The organism is Rahnella sp. ChDrAdgB13 (genome assembly GCF_017655185.1).
In the GTDB taxonomy this organism is placed as follows: Bacteria; Pseudomonadota; Gammaproteobacteria; order Enterobacterales; family Enterobacteriaceae; genus Rahnella; species Rahnella contaminans.
The window spans coordinates 37,781-55,137 of the sequence record NZ_JAEMGT010000030.1; the positions used below are offsets into that span (position 1 = coordinate 37,781).

The 17,357-nt window shown below is 57.0% G+C and carries 12 protein-coding genes; 2 read left to right on the top strand and 10 right to left on the bottom strand.

Going from position 1 to position 17,357, the window contains the following annotated elements; all coding sequences use genetic code 11:
- Positions 1-30: 30 nt before the first annotated feature.
- Positions 31-2,457, top strand: a complete 2,427-nt coding sequence (locus J8X26_RS10030) for a DUF3772 domain-containing protein (RefSeq protein WP_208950816.1) — start codon at positions 31-33, stop codon at positions 2,455-2,457.
- 600 nt (positions 2,458-3,057) lie between these two features.
- On the opposite strand, the gene J8X26_RS10035 is transcribed toward J8X26_RS10030, so the two are convergent.
- The 7 genes from J8X26_RS10035 to J8X26_RS10065 all read right to left on the bottom strand — a co-directional run bounded on the left by J8X26_RS10035 (position 3,058) and on the right by J8X26_RS10065 (position 11,711).
- Entirely contained in the window at positions 3,058-6,207 is a 3,150-nt protein-coding gene (locus tag J8X26_RS10035) for an efflux RND transporter permease subunit (protein WP_208950817.1), read from the bottom strand.
- On the bottom strand, positions 6,204-7,454 hold the full coding sequence (locus tag J8X26_RS10040) for an efflux RND transporter periplasmic adaptor subunit (protein WP_208950818.1): 1,251 nt from the start codon (positions 7,452-7,454) through the stop codon (positions 6,204-6,206). Before J8X26_RS10040 ends, J8X26_RS10035 begins: the two co-directional genes overlap by 4 nt.
- On the bottom strand, positions 7,454-8,707 hold the full coding sequence (locus tag J8X26_RS10045; RefSeq protein WP_152326050.1) for a TolC family protein: 1,254 nt from the start codon (positions 8,705-8,707) through the stop codon (positions 7,454-7,456). Before J8X26_RS10045 ends, J8X26_RS10040 begins: the two co-directional genes overlap by 1 nt.
- A gap of 14 nt (positions 8,708-8,721) precedes the next feature.
- Positions 8,722-8,979 (bottom strand): copper-binding protein, encoded by a 258-nt coding sequence (locus tag J8X26_RS10050; protein ID WP_244370469.1) that lies wholly within the window; start codon positions 8,977-8,979, stop codon positions 8,722-8,724.
- 175 nt (positions 8,980-9,154) lie between these two features.
- Entirely contained in the window at positions 9,155-9,574 is a 420-nt protein-coding gene (locus J8X26_RS10055) for a hypothetical protein (protein ID WP_208950820.1), read from the bottom strand.
- 175 nt (positions 9,575-9,749) lie between these two features.
- Positions 9,750-10,757 carry a magnesium/cobalt transporter CorA gene (gene corA / locus J8X26_RS10060; RefSeq protein ID WP_152326052.1) on the bottom strand — a complete coding sequence of 336 codons (1,008 nt, stop codon included), beginning with the start codon at positions 10,755-10,757 and terminating at the stop codon, positions 9,750-9,752.
- A 120-nt stretch (positions 10,758-10,877) separates the two neighbouring features.
- Positions 10,878-11,711 (bottom strand): oxidoreductase, encoded by an 834-nt coding sequence (locus J8X26_RS10065; RefSeq protein ID WP_208950821.1) that lies wholly within the window; start codon positions 11,709-11,711, stop codon positions 10,878-10,880.
- 159 nt (positions 11,712-11,870) lie between these two features.
- On the opposite strand from J8X26_RS10065, the gene J8X26_RS10070 reads away from it, so the two are divergent.
- Positions 11,871-12,812: an AraC family transcriptional regulator gene (locus tag J8X26_RS10070; RefSeq protein WP_244370471.1), complete on the top strand. Its 942-nt coding sequence runs from the start codon at positions 11,871-11,873 to the stop codon at positions 12,810-12,812.
- 7 nt (positions 12,813-12,819) lie between these two features.
- On the opposite strand, the gene J8X26_RS10075 is transcribed toward J8X26_RS10070, so the two are convergent.
- The 3 genes from J8X26_RS10075 to J8X26_RS10085 are packed head-to-tail and all read right to left on the bottom strand — an operon-like array spanning position 12,820 to position 17,166.
- Positions 12,820-14,427 carry an efflux transporter outer membrane subunit gene (locus J8X26_RS10075; RefSeq protein ID WP_152326055.1) on the bottom strand — a complete coding sequence of 536 codons (1,608 nt, stop codon included), beginning with the start codon at positions 14,425-14,427 and terminating at the stop codon, positions 12,820-12,822.
- Positions 14,411-15,979 (bottom strand): DHA2 family efflux MFS transporter permease subunit, encoded by a 1,569-nt coding sequence (locus tag J8X26_RS10080; protein WP_165057298.1) that lies wholly within the window; start codon positions 15,977-15,979, stop codon positions 14,411-14,413. Before J8X26_RS10080 ends, J8X26_RS10075 begins: the two co-directional genes overlap by 17 nt.
- Positions 15,976-17,166 (bottom strand): HlyD family secretion protein, encoded by a 1,191-nt coding sequence (locus tag J8X26_RS10085; RefSeq protein ID WP_208950822.1) that lies wholly within the window; start codon positions 17,164-17,166, stop codon positions 15,976-15,978. The genes J8X26_RS10080 and J8X26_RS10085 overlap by 4 nt, the downstream gene beginning before the upstream one ends.
- Positions 17,167-17,357: the final 191 nt, after the last annotated feature.

Consider the following 17,357-nt stretch of genomic DNA (forward strand, 5'->3'; position numbering starts at 1 on the left):
AAAATAACGAGCTCCCGGAACCATCCTTCTATGCAAAAAATGTTTAGAGTGCCGTTTTTGTTACTGGCATTGTTGTCATGTCTGCTGTTAACGCCTGCGCTGAGTCAGGCCGATGACAGCACCGGTCAATCTGCCGCCGAACAGCCGGTCAAAATTAACGCCAGCACCGCGCTGCCGGCGTTGCAAAAACGTCTGGATCAGCTGAAACAGCAGGTCTCTTCGGCGAAAACAGATAAAAAATTCACCGGCCTGACCGATGCCGCGCAGGCACTGGCCGAAGACGCCGATAAACTGGCGGCGGCGCTCGCGCCCGATCTGACGCAGGTTCAGGCACAGCTCGATGTCCTTGGCCCCGCGCCTGCGCCAGGTACGCTGACCGAAACGCCTCAGGTGATCAGCCAGCGTAATAAACTCAACAACAGCAAAACCCTTCTCACCACGCAGATTGAACAGACCAAAGCCATTGGCGTGGGCGCGCGGAACCTGTCTTCACAGATTTCCGGGCTGCGCCGTGACGCGCTGAAAACCCAGATTGCCCTGAACACCGGCAGCATTCTGGGCGGGAATTTCTGGGCACCGTTGTTCAAGCCTAACGATGACGATTCTGCACGCTTCAGCGATTTTGGCTCGCAGGTGAGCGATGCCTGGACGCAGGCGTGGAGCCCGGAATGGCGCGCCGGCTCGGGCATTTATCTCCTGCTGGCACTGGTACTGGGCATTTTCGGCCGCCGCGTGCTGGATAAACCGATTAACTGGATCCTGCCGCGCTGGTTGCCGCAGGGCCGCTTCCGCCGCAGTTTCCTCGCCTGTTTCACCACGCTGAGCACCACCCTCACGCTGGGTTTCAGCGTTCAGCTCATCGGCTACATCTTTACCCGTCTGCCGGATACCTCCGCGTGGGTGAATGAGTTCGCCGAACAGCTGGTCGAGCTGACGTACTTCTCCGCGCTGATTGCCGGGCTGGGGATTGCGCTGCTGTCGAACAACCATCCGTCCTGGCGCTTGCCGGGCATTGCCGATCCGCTGGCCAAAACGCTGGCCTCGTTTCCGGTGCTGCTGGCGACCTTTATTTTCCTGTTCGGCATTATCGAGCAACTGAATAACCTGGTCGGTGCCAGCGTTGCCGCAACGTTATTCGGTAACGGTCTGGCTGCGTTACTGGTGGCGCTGAACTGCCTGATTGCGCCGGTTCGCGTCAACAGAATGCGTCGCAAAATGAAAGCCGACGGCGAGCAAACCGAGGCCCGCTCCACACTGGCCGGGTTGATCCATCTGGTGATCAGCATTACTGCTGTCGTTATCATGCTCGCGCTGCTGATTGGTTATATCCCGCTGGCGCGTTTCGTCACCTTCGAACTGCTGTGGATCGGGCTGGTGCTGAGCTGCCTGTATCTGCTGATCCACTTCGTGGTGGATTTCTTCGAAAGCCTGTTCGCGCCGGGTACGCACAGCGGCAAAATCATCAAAAGCACCCTGAGCGTCAATGACCGCCATCTGTCGCTGGCGGCCACGCTGTTCTCGGCCATCGGGAAAACTGCGCTGCTGTTGTTTGCCGCCGTTGCACTGCTCAACGGGACGTTCGGCTCCACGACACCGCTGGAATTGCTGGCGAAAATTGTCGATATCTGGGGCGGTAAAGGTCTCGAAGGGGTCAACATTATTCCGGCGCACGCGGTAAACGCGGTGCTGTGTCTGGTGATCGGCTGGTACGTCCTGCGTTCCGCACGTCGCTGGCTGGATAATGATTTCCTGCCGAAAACCATGATGGATCGCGGGATGCGCGCCTCTCTGGTGACGCTGTTTACCAACGTCGGTTACGTACTGATCATCCTGCTGACGCTGTCGTCACTGGGTATCGAATGGAACAAACTGGCGTGGATCGTGAGCGCCTTGTCGGTCGGTATCGGTTTTGGCTTGCAGGAGATTGTGAAGAACTTTATCTCCGGCCTGATCCTGCTGACCGAGCGTCCGGTGAAGGTAGGCGACTTAATCAGCATCAGCGGCGTGGAAGGGGATATCCGCCGGATCAACGTCCGTGCGACTGAAATCCAGCTCAGCGATAAATCCACCGTGATTGTGCCGAACTCCCAGCTGATTTCTCAGAACGTGCGTAACGCCACTATGGGTAACGCGCAGGGCGTGGCGACCATCGCGCTGACATTCCCGCTCGACATCGACCCGGAACAGGTACGCAGTTTGCTGCTCGACGCTTACAACGCGCACGAACAAATCCTCGATACGCCTGCGGCGTCCGTCAGCTTTAAAGAACTGGGACCGACCGGCATCATCCTGAGCGTGACCGGCTACGTGAGCAGCCCGCGCATTGTGAGCGGGACGCGGAGTGATTTGTTGTATGAAATCCTCAAAATGCTGCGTGCAGCGGGGATCAGTCTCAGTCAGACTCAGACGATGATTTTGGAAAAACCGGCGGAGAGGGCTGCTCCGTTAGAGGAGTGACCGGGGTGGGATTACGGTCCCACTTGCCGTTTTAACTTCAACTTCAAATTCGAATTCGAATTCAAATTCAACACCTTGGGCTCGCCGCCCAAACTGGCCCAGAGGACGCGTAAGCGCGCGCCCTCTGGACTCCCACGCTTCCTCACTGCGCGCTATCGCCGGGACGATGGACATGTTCCGGCACATTGGTGATTGGCGCAAATCCAGGTGCTTCGCACTGCCTTCTCTCGGTCTTCGAGCCATAGGTCTCGAAGCCGCTCCGTTCAGCTGAATTTTGAGCACGCCAATCAACTTTTCTAAAAGACTAAAATCATCGTTTTTTTGAATTTAAGATCCTGCGGGCGTTTCAGAAAGCTTGCTGAATGAGAGGTTGCAGGCCTGAGGCTGCAATCCAGAAATGAAGGCACCGCGCAGCGGCAAGATTTCCAGCCTGTCACAGAGGTAACTGAAACATGGCCAGCGGGCGAAGCGCGAAGTAAAAAAGCGAGGAGGAATCCAAAGGAGGAAAAGCACTTTCCTCCTTTGGGCGGTTTCGGCGCAGTGCGTCAGGTGAGCACTGCACATGAAAAACCGAAATTTTCCCGATCCGCTATTAGCACCTCACTGCAAGTGAGAAACCGAAGTTTTCCCACGTCTCCTCCGATGCAACAGCAAATACACCGCCGGGATCACCAGCATCGACAGCAAGGGTGCGCTCAGCATCCCCCCAATCATCGGCGCAGCGATACGTTGCATGACCTCTGAACCGGTGCCGCCGCCCCACATAATCGGCAGTAATCCCGCCATAATCGTCGCAACTGTCATGGCTTTTGGCCGGACGCGCAGAACCGCGCCGTGGTGGATAGCGTCACAGAGTTCTTCCTCGGTCAGCGACTGGCCGGATTTTTGCTGGCGCTGCACGGCCTGATTCAGATACAGCACCATAATTACGCCGAACTCAGCGGCGACGCCGGCCAGCGCGATAAAGCCGACGGCGGCGGCGACGGAGAGATTGTAATTAAGCAGATACAGCAGCCAGATCCCGCCGGTCAGCGCAAACGGCAGCGTCGCCATGATCAGTGCCGCATCGCGCACGCTGCTGAAGGTGACATAGAGCAGGACAAAAATGATGAGAAGCGTGACCGGCAGGACGATTTTCAGCTTTGCCGTCGCACGTTCCAGATACTCAAATTGTCCCGACCAGCTGACGGTGACGCCTTCCGGTAATTTCACCTGCTGATTCACCGCCTGCTGCATATCTTCCACCGCAGATTTCAGGTCACGTCCGCGCAAATCGACATAAATCCAGTCTGACAAGCGCGCGTTTTCACTTTTCAGCATCGGCGGCCCGTCGGTGACATTGACCGAAGCCAGCGCTGACAGTGGCACCTGGGCGCCGGACGCGGTCAGCACCGGCAGATCACGCAGCGCCTGCACGTTGTCACGCAGTTCACGCGGATAACGCAGGTTGATCGGATACCGTTCGCGGCCTTCCAGCGTTTCACCGATATTTTCGCCCCCGACCAGCGTTGAAACCAGTGACTGCAATTCGGCAACCGTGACACCGTAACGCGCAGCTTCACGCCGGTTGATGTCGATGTCCACGTAGCGTCCGCCCTCGAGACGCTCGGCCAGCGCCGACGTCACGCCGGGAACCTGCTTCACGATATGCTCGATTTGCTGCGTCACCTGCTCAATTTGCGCGATATTATTACCGTTCACCTTAATTCCCACCGGGCTTTTAATGCCGGTCGCCAGCATGTCCAGCCGGTTGCGAATGGGTGGTACCCAGACGTTGGCAATGCCCGGTAATTTCACCGCGTTATCCAGCTCCGTCACCAGTTTGTCGGGCGTCATGCCAGGCCGCCACTGGTCGCGCGGTTTGAAGCGGATCGTGGTTTCAATCATGGTCAGCGGCGCGGGGTCGGTGGCGCTGTCGGCGCGTCCGGCCTTGCCAAACACGCTGGCGACTTCCGGCACGGTTTTGATCAGCCGGTCGGTTTGCTGTAATAATCTCGACGCTTCGCGGGCGGAAATCCCCGGCAGCGTGGACGGCATATACAGCAAATCGCCTTCGTCGAGCGGCGGCATAAATTCACTGCCCAGTTTTGACAGCGGATAAAGCGATACCAGCAAAAACAGGCCGCTGCATACCAGCGTGGTTTTCGGGCGTTTCAGCACCGCAGAAAGCACCGGCTGGTAAGCGCTGATGAGCCAGCGGTTGATCGGGCTGGCATTTTCATCCGGGATTTTGCCGCGAATAAAATAGCCCATCAGCACCGGTACCAGCGTGATCCCAAGGCCGGCGGAAACGGCCATGGCGTAGGTTTTGGTAAACGCCAGCGGCGAGAACATCCGGCCTTCCTGCGCTTCGAGCGAAAACACCGGAATAAACGACAGCGTGATGATCAGCAAACTGCAAAACAGTGCAGGCCCGACTTCGATGGCAGCCCGTTCAGAAACCTGCCAGTAATCCGCGGATGTCGGCTTCAGGCCGGGGTGATCATGCCGCCATTGTTCGAGCACTTTGTGCATGTTTTCAATCATTACGATTGCGGCGTCCACCATCGCACCGATGGCAATCGCAATGCCGCCGAGCGACATAATATTGGCGCTGACGCCCTGATAATGCATGACGATAAACGCGCCGAGAATGCCGAGAGGCAGCGTAATGATCGCCACCAGCGCCGAGCGGAAGTGGAACAGAAACAGTGCGCAGACCACCGCCACGACGATGAACTCTTCCACCAGTTTGTGCGACAGCGTTTCGACGGCGTGTTCGATCAGCGGCTGGCGGTCATACACCGGCACGATTTCCACACCGGCGGGCAGCGTGCGGGCCAGGGCGTTCAGGCGAACTTTTACCGCTTTCAGGGTTTCCAGCGCATTTTTGCCCGAGCGCATGACGATAACGCCGCCCGCCACTTCGCCTTCACCGTTGAGTTCCGCTACGCCGCGCCGCAGTTCCGGGCCGGTGCGCACGGTCGCGACGTCAGAAAGCAGCACAGGAATTCCGCTGTTAACGGCCACGACCACGTTGTTGAAATCGCCCAGACTTTTCAGGTAACCGGAGGTGCGCACCATATATTCGGCTTCGCCCATTTCCAGAAGCGATCCGCTGCTTTCCTGATTAGCGCTTTGCAGGGCGCTGACCAGTTGCTGATGCGTCACGCCGCGTGCGCGCATCCGCTGCGGGTCGGCGACCACCTGATACTGTCGCACCATGCCGCCGATGCTGGCAACTTCAGAAACGTTGGGCACCGTTTTGAGGTCGTAACGCAACGTCCAGTCCTGTAACGCCCGCAGCTGTTCCAGGCTGTGTTGACCGGTTTTATCGACCAGCGCGTATTCATAAATCCAGCCGACGCCGGTAGCATCTGGCCCCAGCGATGCTTTTGCACCCGGTGGCAGCGAGGACTGCACCTGGCTGAGGTATTCCAGTACGCGGGAGCGCGCCCAGTACGGCTCAGTGCCGTCATCAAACAGCACATAAACGTAGGCATCGCCGAACATCGAAAAGCCGCGCACAGTTTTCGCGCCGGGCACCGACAGCAAAGTGGTGGTCAGCGGATACGTCACCTGATCTTCAATGATTTGCGGTGCTTTGCCCGGATAACTGACGCGCACGATCACCTGTACGTCGGAGAGATCCGGCAGGGCGTCGAGCGGAGCTTTTTGTAAAGACCAGATGCCCCAGCCCGCCATCATCAGGGCGGCGAGCAGCACCAGAAGCCGGTTGCGCAGCGACCAGCGGATCACGGTGGCAATCATAAATGGCTCCCGTGCTGATGGGCGTCTGGTGTGGTTTCAGCACCGGCAGCGGCGGGGAGCGCGCTGCGCAGGCTGGCTTCTGAATCAATCAGGAACTGGCCGGAGGTCACGACAGATTGACCTTCGCTGAGGCCGGAAAGGATTTGCGTCCAGCCGTCGCGCGTTGCCCCTGCGGTGACCGTCTGCGGCGTGAAATGCCCGTTGCCGTCGTCGAGCAACACGGTATTGCGGGTGCCGGTCTGAATCAGCGCTTCCTGCGGGATTGCAAGCACCGGCGTTTGTGCCGGTGCATTCAGCGTCAGGGTGAGATACATGCCGGGGCGCAGCTTTTGCTGCGGATTATCAATCACCACGCGGGCTTTCAGCGTGCGGTTGACGGCGTCGGCGTCGGGCAGTAATTCACTGACCACGCCGCGAAATACGTCGCCCGGCTGGCTGTCGCTGTTGCCGCTGACCCGGCTGCCGACCTGAACCTGCCCGGCGGCGGACGGCGGATAATCCATCACAATCCACACCTGTTTCAGGCTGGTCAGCTCAAACAACGGCTGCGCGGCGGCCACCTGCGCGCCTTCGCGCACACTCAGCTGGCTGAGATAACCGTCTTCCGGTGCCACGACGTCAATGCGCGTCTGTGGCTGGCCGGTTTTATCGATACGTCTGAGAATATCCTCCGGCATAAATTGCAGTGCCAGACGCTGGCGGGCGGCGGCGCTCAGGCTGCGGTCACCGAGCTGACGCACCGCCAGATATTCCTGCTGCGCGGCGGTCCAGTCGGGGATCCACAACGTCGCCAGTTTCTGACCTTTTTTCACCTGTTGCTGGCTGGCGGCAACGTAGAGTTTTTCCACCAGACCGCCTGCGCGGGCTGCCACCGTGCGCAGGCTGCGTTCGTCGGCTGTGACCGTGCCGTAAACATTCAGCGGGGAGGAAATGACGCGGCGCTCAACTTTCGCGCTGCGCATTCCGAGATTCTGCTGCTGACGGGCGCTGACCGTAACGCCGCCGTCGTCGGCCACTTCGTCGGCGTAACGGGGCATCAGATCCATATCCATAAACGGCGATTTGCCCGGTTTATCAAAACGCTGATCCGGCGTCATCGGGTCGTACCAGTACAACACTTTTCGTCCGGCAGGCGCAGTCGCCGTTTTTGATTCAGCAGGTGGATTATAACGTCCGGCCTGGTAACCCACGGCCAGCGCGGCCACGACGCAAAGCGCCAGCAGGCCGTAAGTTTTAACGGTAGTCATCAGTTTTTCTCCTGAGGTGCCAGATAGCGCAGGGCGACCCAATAGCGGGCGACGTCCAGTTCGGCATTCCGCTGGGTAATCTGGCTGTCGAGCAGGCTGCGGCGGGCTTCCAGTACGTCATTCAGGCTGCTTTTTCCGGCGCGGTATTGCGCCTGAATCACGCTGACGCGTTGTTGTTGCAGCGGAACAACATCATTTTTCTGCCGCTGCCACAGGGTATTGGCCGCCTGATATTGCGCGAGCAGCGTGGTCAGTTGCGTCTGATGCGTGCGGATGAGCTGCGCCAGCCGGTCATTACTTTCCATAGCCATCGACTGATCGGCGGCGTGATCTTTGTCCTGACGTGATGCGGTAAACAGCGGCAAATCAACGGTGACCATCACGCCCGCGAGGTCGTCATAATTGTCGGCGCGGCGACCGTAATAGACTTCAACGCCGATATCCGGCAGTGCGGCAATCGCTGATTCTGACGATTTTGCCTGCGCCACTTCCGCCTCGCGCCGCGCCTGGAGAATTTCAGGATGCTGGCTGATGCTGTCGGCCTGCGTGGCTTCGGCGGGCAGTTCGCTGACCGGCGGAATGGCACCGAGAATTTCGGGCTGATCGATGCCGGTCAGCTGGCTCAGCCGGGTGCGTGCCAGCTGCACGTCGCGTCCGGCTTCGGTGAGTTTGTCCTGCATGCTGAGGAGCGTCAGACGTGCGTCGAGCACCGACGCAGGCAAGGCGCTGCCACTGCTGACGCCGCCGCGCTGCACGCCAATTTGCCGCTGACTTTCATCCACCAGCGCCTTCAGCTGCTTTACGGTTTCATTGCCAATGGCCAGTTCCATCCAGGCCTGCGCTGTATCGCGCTGTAGCTGAGCACGAATGCTCTGGCCGTTCGCCGCCGCCTGCCGGGATTCGGCGCGCAATGTACCGGCCTTACGCTCGCGCTTACTGCTGCTCACGTAATCCTGCATGATGCCAATCCGCTCCATGGTCATGCCTTCGCGGGTGAAACGCTGGTCGTTACTGCCGCCGACGGGCAGGTTTTCAATCCCGAATTTCAGCTTCGGATCCGGCAATTGCATGGCGGAATCCGCCCGGTTTTCCAGCGCGTTAATCTGATGGCGGCTGGCAGAAAGCTCAGCCGAATATCCCTGCGCGGCCACCAGCGCCTGCGGAAGAGAAACGGGAGTGGCAAAGGCGCTGACCGGCATAAAAGCCAGCAGCCAGTGCCACGTCACCCAAGGGTGACGCGGTAAATTCAACATGGTGTTTCTCCCGGTTAGCGTTTCAGCGGTGTCAGTGTCTGCAACTGATAAGCCGTGTCCGTTTTGACAAAGCTGAACGCCACCGGCGTACCGGCGGGCAGGGAGTTCGCGGCGATTTCCGGTGGTAACCGGAAATTCATGGTCATGGCGGGCCATTTAAGGGCAGGAATGGCGTGATGAGAAATTCCCACGCGGTCGGATTCCCATTGCGTGATCACACCTTCAGATTCATAGGTCTGAACGTTTTCCATCGCCATAGTGTGGCCATCCATTTGCATCGTTTCTGCAAAGGAATAAGCGGAAATAAAGAAAAGACTAAAGACAAAACTATTTAAAATTGTACGCATGGTAATAACTCCAATACTGTCATATCAGATAAACGCCGTTATTACGGCAGATAAATAAGATTATTCAGATGCAAGGAGATGCATCCTCTGACAGCAGGGGCTATTCCCGGTATCGGCAGAACTGAACTTCAGCAGGGGGGGCTGTGACTTGTGGAGCCACCCAGTCGGCGGTGGTGACCGCCACGCTGGCATCGAGGGTAATGACGGCGAGTGCCGGGACAACCGGAAGCGCTAAAATGGGCACATTTCCGTTGTCTGTCTGGGTTCTTTCCGGTACGCAGTGCTTTTCACACAGCACTGACTGACTTTGCATATGCTCAGGTGAATCAGGCATTTGCATATATTCATTGTGCGACATCGTGGTGTTTTCTACCGGCGGGCGCATGTCGCACTGATGGCTGGCGAGGGCCAGCTGAGAATTCAACAGCAGCCAGCACAAGGCGAACAGCAACGCACTGATCCGCTTGCCGGGCAAGCGCAGTAAATGCATAAACTGTGAAATCGCGGAACGCACTGACATATTAAGGTTATTTCCGTAAAGGAAAGATGCGAACGAGTATATAAGGAAATAACACGCAGAGGGAAGGAGAAATAGAATAAGTCTGCGGTAAATTTGTCAGGATAATTAAAGAGAGCGAATAACAGCGGCTTCTGTTATTCGCATGTTAATTAACGTGTGGCTTCAGGTGATAATATCAGAGCCAGCCCGATTTTTTGAGTTTCCAGTATAACCATGCACAACCGGCGATCGTGACACCCAGCGTGACCGGATATCCCCACCAGTCGTCCAGCTCCGGCATGTTTTTAAAGTTCATGCCGTACAGGCTGAATACCACGGTCGGGATCGCCAGAATTGCCCCCCAGCCCGCGAGACGTTGCACCACTTCATTCTGATGCACCGACACCAGCGCCAGATTCACGTGCATGGCGTTCGAGAGCATTTCGCGCATATCGTCAGTGGTACGGATCACCTGATTCGCGTGATCCTGCACGTCACGCACATAGGCACGCAGGCTTTTCGGCATCAGTTCTTCATAATGGTGGCTGAGCTGGTTACAGATATCCTCCATCGGCACGGCGGCGTTGCGCAGCGAGAGCAGATCGCGGCGCAGTTTATACACCTGCTGCACGGCTTGCTGGTTAAACGTGTTCTGGAACATCAGCTTTTCGATGGCGTCGAACTCTTCGGTGTAGCGGTGCAGAATTTCCAGATAGTTATCAACGATGGAATCGAGCACGCAATACAGCGCGTAAGCCGGTCCCTTGCTCATCATGTCCGGGCGTTCTTCGGCGTGTTTGCGGATTTGTTTGTAGCTTGACGACGCGCCGTGGCGGATGGTGATCAGGAAATTTTTGCCGAGAAACAGATGCGTTTCGCCGTACTCGATCGTTTCATTCACCTTTTGTGCGGTGTGCGTGACAATAAACAGCGACTCGCCGTACTGCTCGATTTTCGGCCGCTGATGGGCGGTCAGCGCATCTTCAATCGCCAGGTCATGCAGCCCGAATTCCTCCTGAATACTGCGCATGTACGCATCTTCCGGCTGCCACAAACCGAGCCACACAAAGGTGTCCGGCTCTTTCAGCACTTCGCTGATGTCTTCGACGGTGACATCCTGCAACCGCTTGCCGTCACGGTAGGCAACGCTGTTGATTACTGAATCGCAGCTGGGTTTTTTATCTTCGTTAGAAATGTCGTTCATTTTTTACCCGATTGTTATTCAGACGAAAATCCCGCCCGCAGGCAGGATTGTTTTCAATGTCTGAACAGAATAGCGCAGTCTGATGGAAATGCGTTTATCGGGAATTCTGAAAAAGGTTTTTCAGCCATCGGTTGAGCGACTGAGCGTTTCCCACGCATCAATATCCGCATTCATCTGTAGCAGTTTTTCCCTCACATACGTGACAGCATCGCTGCCCAGCAGCAATGAGGCCGGTGGCGCGGGGCTGTCAATCAGCGACAAAATGGCCGCAGCGGCTTTCAGCGGATCGCCGGGCTGATGGCCGCTGCGTTTTTCACGTGTGTCGCGGATCGGGCCGAAAGTGTCGTCATAATCCGGAATGCTTCGAGGTGAACGCACCATTGAACGTCCCGCCCAGTCGGTACGAAAAGATCCCGGCTGAATGGCGGTGACGGCAATATTAAAAGGTTTCAGCTCTTTGGTCAGCGTCTCGGAAATCCCCTGTAATGCAAACTTACTGCCGCAGTAATAGCTGATCCCCGGCATCGTAATAAAGCCGCCCATGGACGTGATATTGAGAATATGGCCGCGGCGGCGGGCACGAAAGTAAGGCAGAAACGCTTTGATTACGGCCACCGCGCCAAACACGTTAACGTCAAACTGGTGTAACGCCTCGCTGAGCGGCGATTCTTCCATAATTCCTTCATGTCCGTATCCGGCATTATTGACGAGGATATCGACAGGGCCGGTTTCGCTTTCAATGGCCTCCGCCAGCGCCGAAATGCCGGCAAAATCAGTCACGTCGTGGATATGTCCAAAGCTTCGCCCGGGGGCAATCGCGTCGAATTCTTCTTTGGCCTGCTGGTTACGCAAAGTCCCAGCGACACGGTGACCGGCTTTCAGCGCTTCTTCTGCCAGCGCACGGCCAAAGCCGCTGCTGACGCCGGTAATAAAAAAGAGTTTTGAATGGCTCATAAAATGCTCCTCAGTAACGGGAAACCAGAGTAGGGCGCAGGGCGTTAAATCCGTAGCCCGGATCCTCTCGAATGTTTGCCTGATCCTATGAGACGTCTGGACGGGAATATCGCCCGCTGCCACACTGTTGTGACTTTTCTGTTCACCTCCGGGGGAAACATGACAATCCCATTATCCGCAACCACGTGTCAGATGGTTGCGCTTCTCGATAAGCTGACGCCGCGGGAGGGCTACAATCTCACGTCTCTGCCCGACGTGCGTTTTCTGCGTTCGAACCGCCCGCTGATGCGCACGCCGGTTTTATATGAGCCGGGAATTGTGATTGTGGTGCAGGGAAGAAAACGGGGATTTCTCGGGAATGATGTCTATTTGTATGATGCGCAGCATTATCTGATGGTTGCGGTGCCCGTGCCGTTTACCATGGAAACCGATGCCAGTGAAGATGAGCCGATGCTGGCGATTTACATGCGGCTCGATTTCAGCCTGGCGGCAGATATTTTGTTGCAGCTGGAAGCATATCCGTATCAGCCGGTGGAATCGCCAAAAAGTATGGTGTCCAGCCCGATGGATGAAGCTATGCGCGCGTCCGTATTGCGTTTTTTACAGATAATGGCGTGCCCGCAGGATGCAGAAATTCTGGGAAAAGCGATGCTGCGTGAACTGTATTATCGCGTGATGACCGGTGTGCAGGGCGGCGCGCTGCGCAGTGCGCTGAGGATGCAGGGGCAGTTCGGCAAAGTGATGAAGGCGCTGCGAAAGTTGCATACAGAATACGCTACGCATCTGGATGTGAATGCGCTGGCGAAAGAGGCGGGAATGAGCCTGCCGACTTTCCACAGTCATTTCAAAAGCATTACCGATACGTCGCCGATACAGTATCTGAAATCCACCCGTCTGCATCAGGCCAGATTACTGATGTTACGCAATAATCTGACGGCTTCAGCAGCGGGTGTGCAGGTGGGTTACGAAAGCGTTTCTCAGTTCAGCCGCGAATTTAAACGTTTATTCGGGCTGACGCCGGTAAACGAAGTTGAGCGAATGAGGCAGAATTTTTCTTTACCTGCCCCGGTCACGCCTTCGGATTTTATCTCGTCACATTAAACCGCCTTTACGGCGTTATCCCCGACGTCGTTTTGACTTTCACATCCGTCGTTGCCGCCGGACCAAACACGGTGTAGGTCGGTAAATCGACGTTCTGGTAGGGCTCCCAGCCGCCGCCGAGGGCTTTGTACAGTGACACCAGATCGGTGCTGGTTTTCACCTTCGCTTCGGCGGATTGCTGATGCGCCTGCGCGAGCTGGCGCTGGGCGTCGAGCACGTTGATGAACGTCGAAAGTCCCTGACGGTAACTGTCGCTGGCGAGATCAAACGCCGTCTGTAACGCTTCGGTCGTCTGGTCTAATCCGTTCACCTGATCCTGATCCGTGCGGTAATTCACCAGCGCATTATCGACGTCCTGAAGCGCGGTCAGCACCGTCTGGCGATAATTCAGCGCGGCATTGGCCTGCTGCGCACGGGAAAGATGCACGCTGGAAACCAGACGTCCGCCCTGGAAGATCGGCAGCGTGACCTGCGGGCCAAAGGAGTAGAAATGGCTGCTCCAGTTGTCGAGATAACTGACGTCAGTGTTACGCATCCCGAACTGACCGGTGAGGGAAATACTCGGGAACATCTGCGCGACGGAGACGCCGATATTGGCCGTCGCCGCGTGAAGATCGGCTTCGGCTTTGCGCACGTCCGGGCGACGACGCGCCAGCTGCGACGGGACGCCAACCGGGACGGCGGCGGGCAGGGCAGGCATCGGTTTTGGTGCGGTCAGTTCGGCATCCAGCGAGCCCGGCGTCTGGCCGAGCAGAACCGCCAGCCCGTTCATCGCCTGACGCTCCTGCGCCTGATACTGCGGCAACTGGGCGCGCAATGAACCCAGCTGTGCGCGGGCATTTTCGACATCCAGCTGTGGCGAAAGGCCGTTCTTCTGGCGGTTTTGCGTGAGATCCAGCGTCTGCTGCGCCACATCGATTTGCGTCTGAATCGCCGCCGTCACGCTTTGCGCACCGCGGAGTTGCAGATACGTGCGGGCGACTTCGGCTTCCAGCGACACCAGCGCATCGTTACGCTGTTCGACGGAAGACTGCGTCTGCGCATTCGCGGCCTCAACCTGACGCCGCGTGCCGCCAAATAGATCCAGCTCCCAGCTGGCATCGAAACTTCCCTGATACAGATTGACCGGGCGTGTCGCCGTATCAATGGCGCTGGACGCTTCCGGGCTGAGATCGTTCAGCTGCTGTGAAGCCCCGCTGGAATCCAGAATGCCCTTCAGGCCAAGCTGCTGACGCGTGGCTTTCGCGCTGCCCTGAACCGACGGCAGCCAGGCGCCTTCTGCCTGTTTGACCTGTTCGCGGGCACCGGCAATGCGCAGCACCGCCTGTTGCAGGGAGATATTCCCGGCAATCGCACGGGTGATCAGGCTGTCGAGCTGCGGGTCGTTAAACGCTTTCCACCATAACGGATTCGGCTCTGACGGCAGGGCGATAGAGGCGCCGTCGGCGTCTTTCGGCTTCGTCATGTCGTTATAAGCGCCCGGCGTGACCGGGTTCGGTTTCTGGTAATCAGGGCCCACTGAGCAGCCCGCCAGCGCCAGCGTGAGAGCCGAAACGGTAAACAGCGTGGTCTTATTTAACTTCCGGGTCGTATTCAACTTAATGTGCTCCGGCATTACCTTCGCTCTTAACCGGCGAAAGCAGGAAACAAAATGGGATCAAAATAACAGCGACGATGGCGCAATAGCCGAACACATCGATGTAAGCCAGGATGCGCGATTGCGAGATCATTTCCTGATACATCTTCACGGTGGCGAGCTGCATCGGGTCGCCGGCGACGTGGGCGAAATCGCGGATCGCGGCGGCACTTTTGCTGACGGCCTGATTAAACTGTTCATTCAGCGGCGACATGTTGTGCGCCATGTGTGCGCTGTGTGCCTGCGTTCGTTCGGTCACACCGGCCGTTGCCAGCGAAATCCCGATCGAGCCTGCGACGTTACGGAACATGGTAAACAGCGCGGCGGCGTCGGCGTTCATCCGCTGCGGAATAGTGATGAACGCGATGGTCGTCAGCGGCACAAACAGGAAGCCCAGCCCGATCGACTGCGCGCTGCGGTACATCACCAGCGTTGTGAAATCGACGTCCGGCGTCAGCGTGGCAGAATAGATAAACGACGCGGCGAGCAGGAAGAAGCCGAAAGCAATGATGTAACGCGTCTGCACAATCGGCATCAGTTTCAGCACCAGCGGGATCGACAACACAATCAGCACCGCGCCGGGCGACATCACCAGCCCGGAGAGCGTGGCGGTATAGCCTAACTGCTGTTGCGCCAGCTGCGGAATCACCACCGAACTGCCGTACAAAATCATCGCCATACCGGCCATCAGTAAACCGGCGACCGCGAAGTTTTTATCCTTCATACAGCGCAGATCGACCACCGGTTTTTTGGCATAAAGCAGCCAGTAAATCGCGCCGACAATGCCGGTTGCCGCCAGCACCGCAAAGGTGACGATGAAGCCGGATTTAAACCAGTCGTCGTCCTCACCGCGGTCCATCATGACCTGCAAACAGCCCAGCCCGAGCGCAATCAGCCCGATACCGATGTAATCAATACTGAGTTTGCCTTTGGCTTTACGCTCCCACGGCGGATCTTCCAGCAACTGATAAATCGCCAGCAGGGCGATAATCCCCACCGGAATGTTGATGAGAAACACCCAGCGCCAGCTGAAATTATCGGTGATGTAACCGCCGAGCGTCGGCCCGACAACCGGGGCCACGATGATGGCAATCGATGAAAGGCCAAACGCCTTGCCGCGATCTTCCGGCTTGAAATAATCCAGCAGCACCGATTGCTGGATCGGCTGTAAACCGCCGCCGAAGAACCCCTGCAACACGCGGAACAAAATCATCTGCCACAGCTCAGTGGCGATACCGCACAGGAAAGAGCAAACGGTAAACATCGCGATACAGATCAGAAAGTAGGTTTTGCGGCCCATCACGCGGCTGAGGAACGCGGAAATCGGCAACACAATGCCGTTGGCCACCAGATATGACGTTAAAACCCAGGTCGATTCGTCATAACTGGAGGACAGCGAACCGGCGACGTGCGGCAGCGCCACGTTAACGATGGTGGTGTCCAGGATTTCCATGAACACCGCAATGGTTACGACGGCGGCAACTGCCCACGGATTGGCCTTGGGTTTCCAGTAGCTGCGATCTTCATTCATTCGACGGTCACCGTCGGTTCAACAGACAGGCCGAGCGGCAGATGATGATTTTCATCCAGGCCGCTGTCGATGACGATTTTGACCGGAACGCGCTGCACAATTTTCACATAGTTACCGGTGGCATTTTCGGCCGGGAAGGCCGAGAAGCGCGAGCCGGTGCCTTGCTGAATACTGTCGACGTGACCATGAAGTTTGATATCCGGGAACGCATCAACGGTGATTTCAACTTTATTGCCCGGACGCATGCGCTCAAGCTGCGATTCTTTATAGTTGGCGGCGATCCAGATCTCTTTCGACACCACCGAGAACAGCGACGAACCGGCCTGCACCAGCGTACCGAGCTGCACATTACGTTTGGTGACGTAGCCGTCGAACGGTGCGCGAACCTGCGCATACGAGAGATTCAGTGTGGCGTTTTCGAGCTGCGCTTTGGCCTGTTCAACCTGTTGCTGACGGGCTTCAACGTTGGTTTCGGCCTGACGAATATTCAGCTGAACCTGCGCGGCGACCTGCACCTGCGCTTTGGCATTTTCCAGGTCTGCGGCGGCTGAACGCACCTGCGCGTTGGACGTATCGATATTCTGTTGCGTGGTCGCCCGCGGATCGACACCACGCTGACGACGGAAATCTGCCGTAGCGTTAAGTAAGTTGGCTTCCGCACGCGTCTGCTGAGCCTTTGCCTGCGCCAGCTGCGCGGGATACTGCACTTTCGCCAGATCATACTGAACCTGCGCCTGATGCAGTTGGGCAACCGCCAGCCCAAGCTGCGCCTGCGCGGCATCGCGCTGCGCGGTGGCATCACGGGGATCGATTTCGACCAGCAGATCGCCTTTATGTACAAACTGGTTATCTTTCACCGCCAGATTAGTGACATAACCGGCGATTTTCGGCGCGATGGTCACGGCGTCGCCTTCGGTAAAGGCATCGTCGGTGCTGATCTGATCTTTAGTCATCAGCCACCAGACCAGCGCCACGACCAGCATGACAACTACAACAATACCGAGAATAATCAGCGGCTTTTTGCCGGGGCCTTTGCGTTTCTCGTCCGGTTCTCCGGCGTCGTTATGGGAAGATTTATTGTCCTGAGTGTGGCCTTCTCCTGATTTCACCTGGCTGGAGTCGAGTTCTGACTGTTCGGAACGTGCGTCATCTGACGCGGAAGGTTTTGCATTGTTATAGTTTGTCATAGTGCTCTTCTGGTTATCGGCGACCGCGCGCCGGAACAAAGAAATCTTGTTTTAAGCTAGATTGTATTGATGTAAATGCAAGTAAATATAGGTCAATAAACCTTAGTCAGGGCACGAAGATCCAAACCATAGGGAAGGTCTTAAAAAATGAAAATGGGTTATAATGCCGGACTGGTATTTGTATTTATCAA

Excerpts from the sequence above, each read along its gene's own strand:
- J8X26_RS10030 (WP_208950816.1), top strand. The coding sequence starts at position 31 with ATGCAAAAAATGTTTAGAGTGCCGTTTTTGTTACTGGCATTGTTGTCA.
- J8X26_RS10035 (WP_208950817.1), bottom strand. The coding sequence starts at position 6,207 with ATGATTGCCACCGTGATCCGCTGGTCGCTGCGCAACCGGCTTCTGGTG.
- J8X26_RS10040 (WP_208950818.1), bottom strand. The coding sequence starts at position 7,454 with ATGACTACCGTTAAAACTTACGGCCTGCTGGCGCTTTGCGTCGTGGCC.
- J8X26_RS10045 (WP_152326050.1), bottom strand. The coding sequence starts at position 8,707 with ATGTTGAATTTACCGCGTCACCCTTGGGTGACGTGGCACTGGCTGCTG.
- J8X26_RS10050 (WP_244370469.1), bottom strand. The coding sequence starts at position 8,979 with ATGGATGGCCACACTATGGCGATGGAAAACGTTCAGACCTATGAATCT.
- J8X26_RS10055 (WP_208950820.1), bottom strand. The coding sequence starts at position 9,574 with ATGTCAGTGCGTTCCGCGATTTCACAGTTTATGCATTTACTGCGCTTG.
- corA (WP_152326052.1), bottom strand. The coding sequence starts at position 10,757 with ATGAACGACATTTCTAACGAAGATAAAAAACCCAGCTGCGATTCAGTA.
- J8X26_RS10065 (WP_208950821.1), bottom strand. The coding sequence starts at position 11,711 with ATGAGCCATTCAAAACTCTTTTTTATTACCGGCGTCAGCAGCGGCTTT.
- J8X26_RS10070 (WP_244370471.1), top strand. The coding sequence starts at position 11,871 with ATGACAATCCCATTATCCGCAACCACGTGTCAGATGGTTGCGCTTCTC.
- J8X26_RS10075 (WP_152326055.1), bottom strand. The coding sequence starts at position 14,427 with ATGCCGGAGCACATTAAGTTGAATACGACCCGGAAGTTAAATAAGACC.
- J8X26_RS10080 (WP_165057298.1), bottom strand. The coding sequence starts at position 15,979 with ATGAATGAAGATCGCAGCTACTGGAAACCCAAGGCCAATCCGTGGGCA.
- J8X26_RS10085 (WP_208950822.1), bottom strand. The coding sequence starts at position 17,166 with ATGACAAACTATAACAATGCAAAACCTTCCGCGTCAGATGACGCACGT.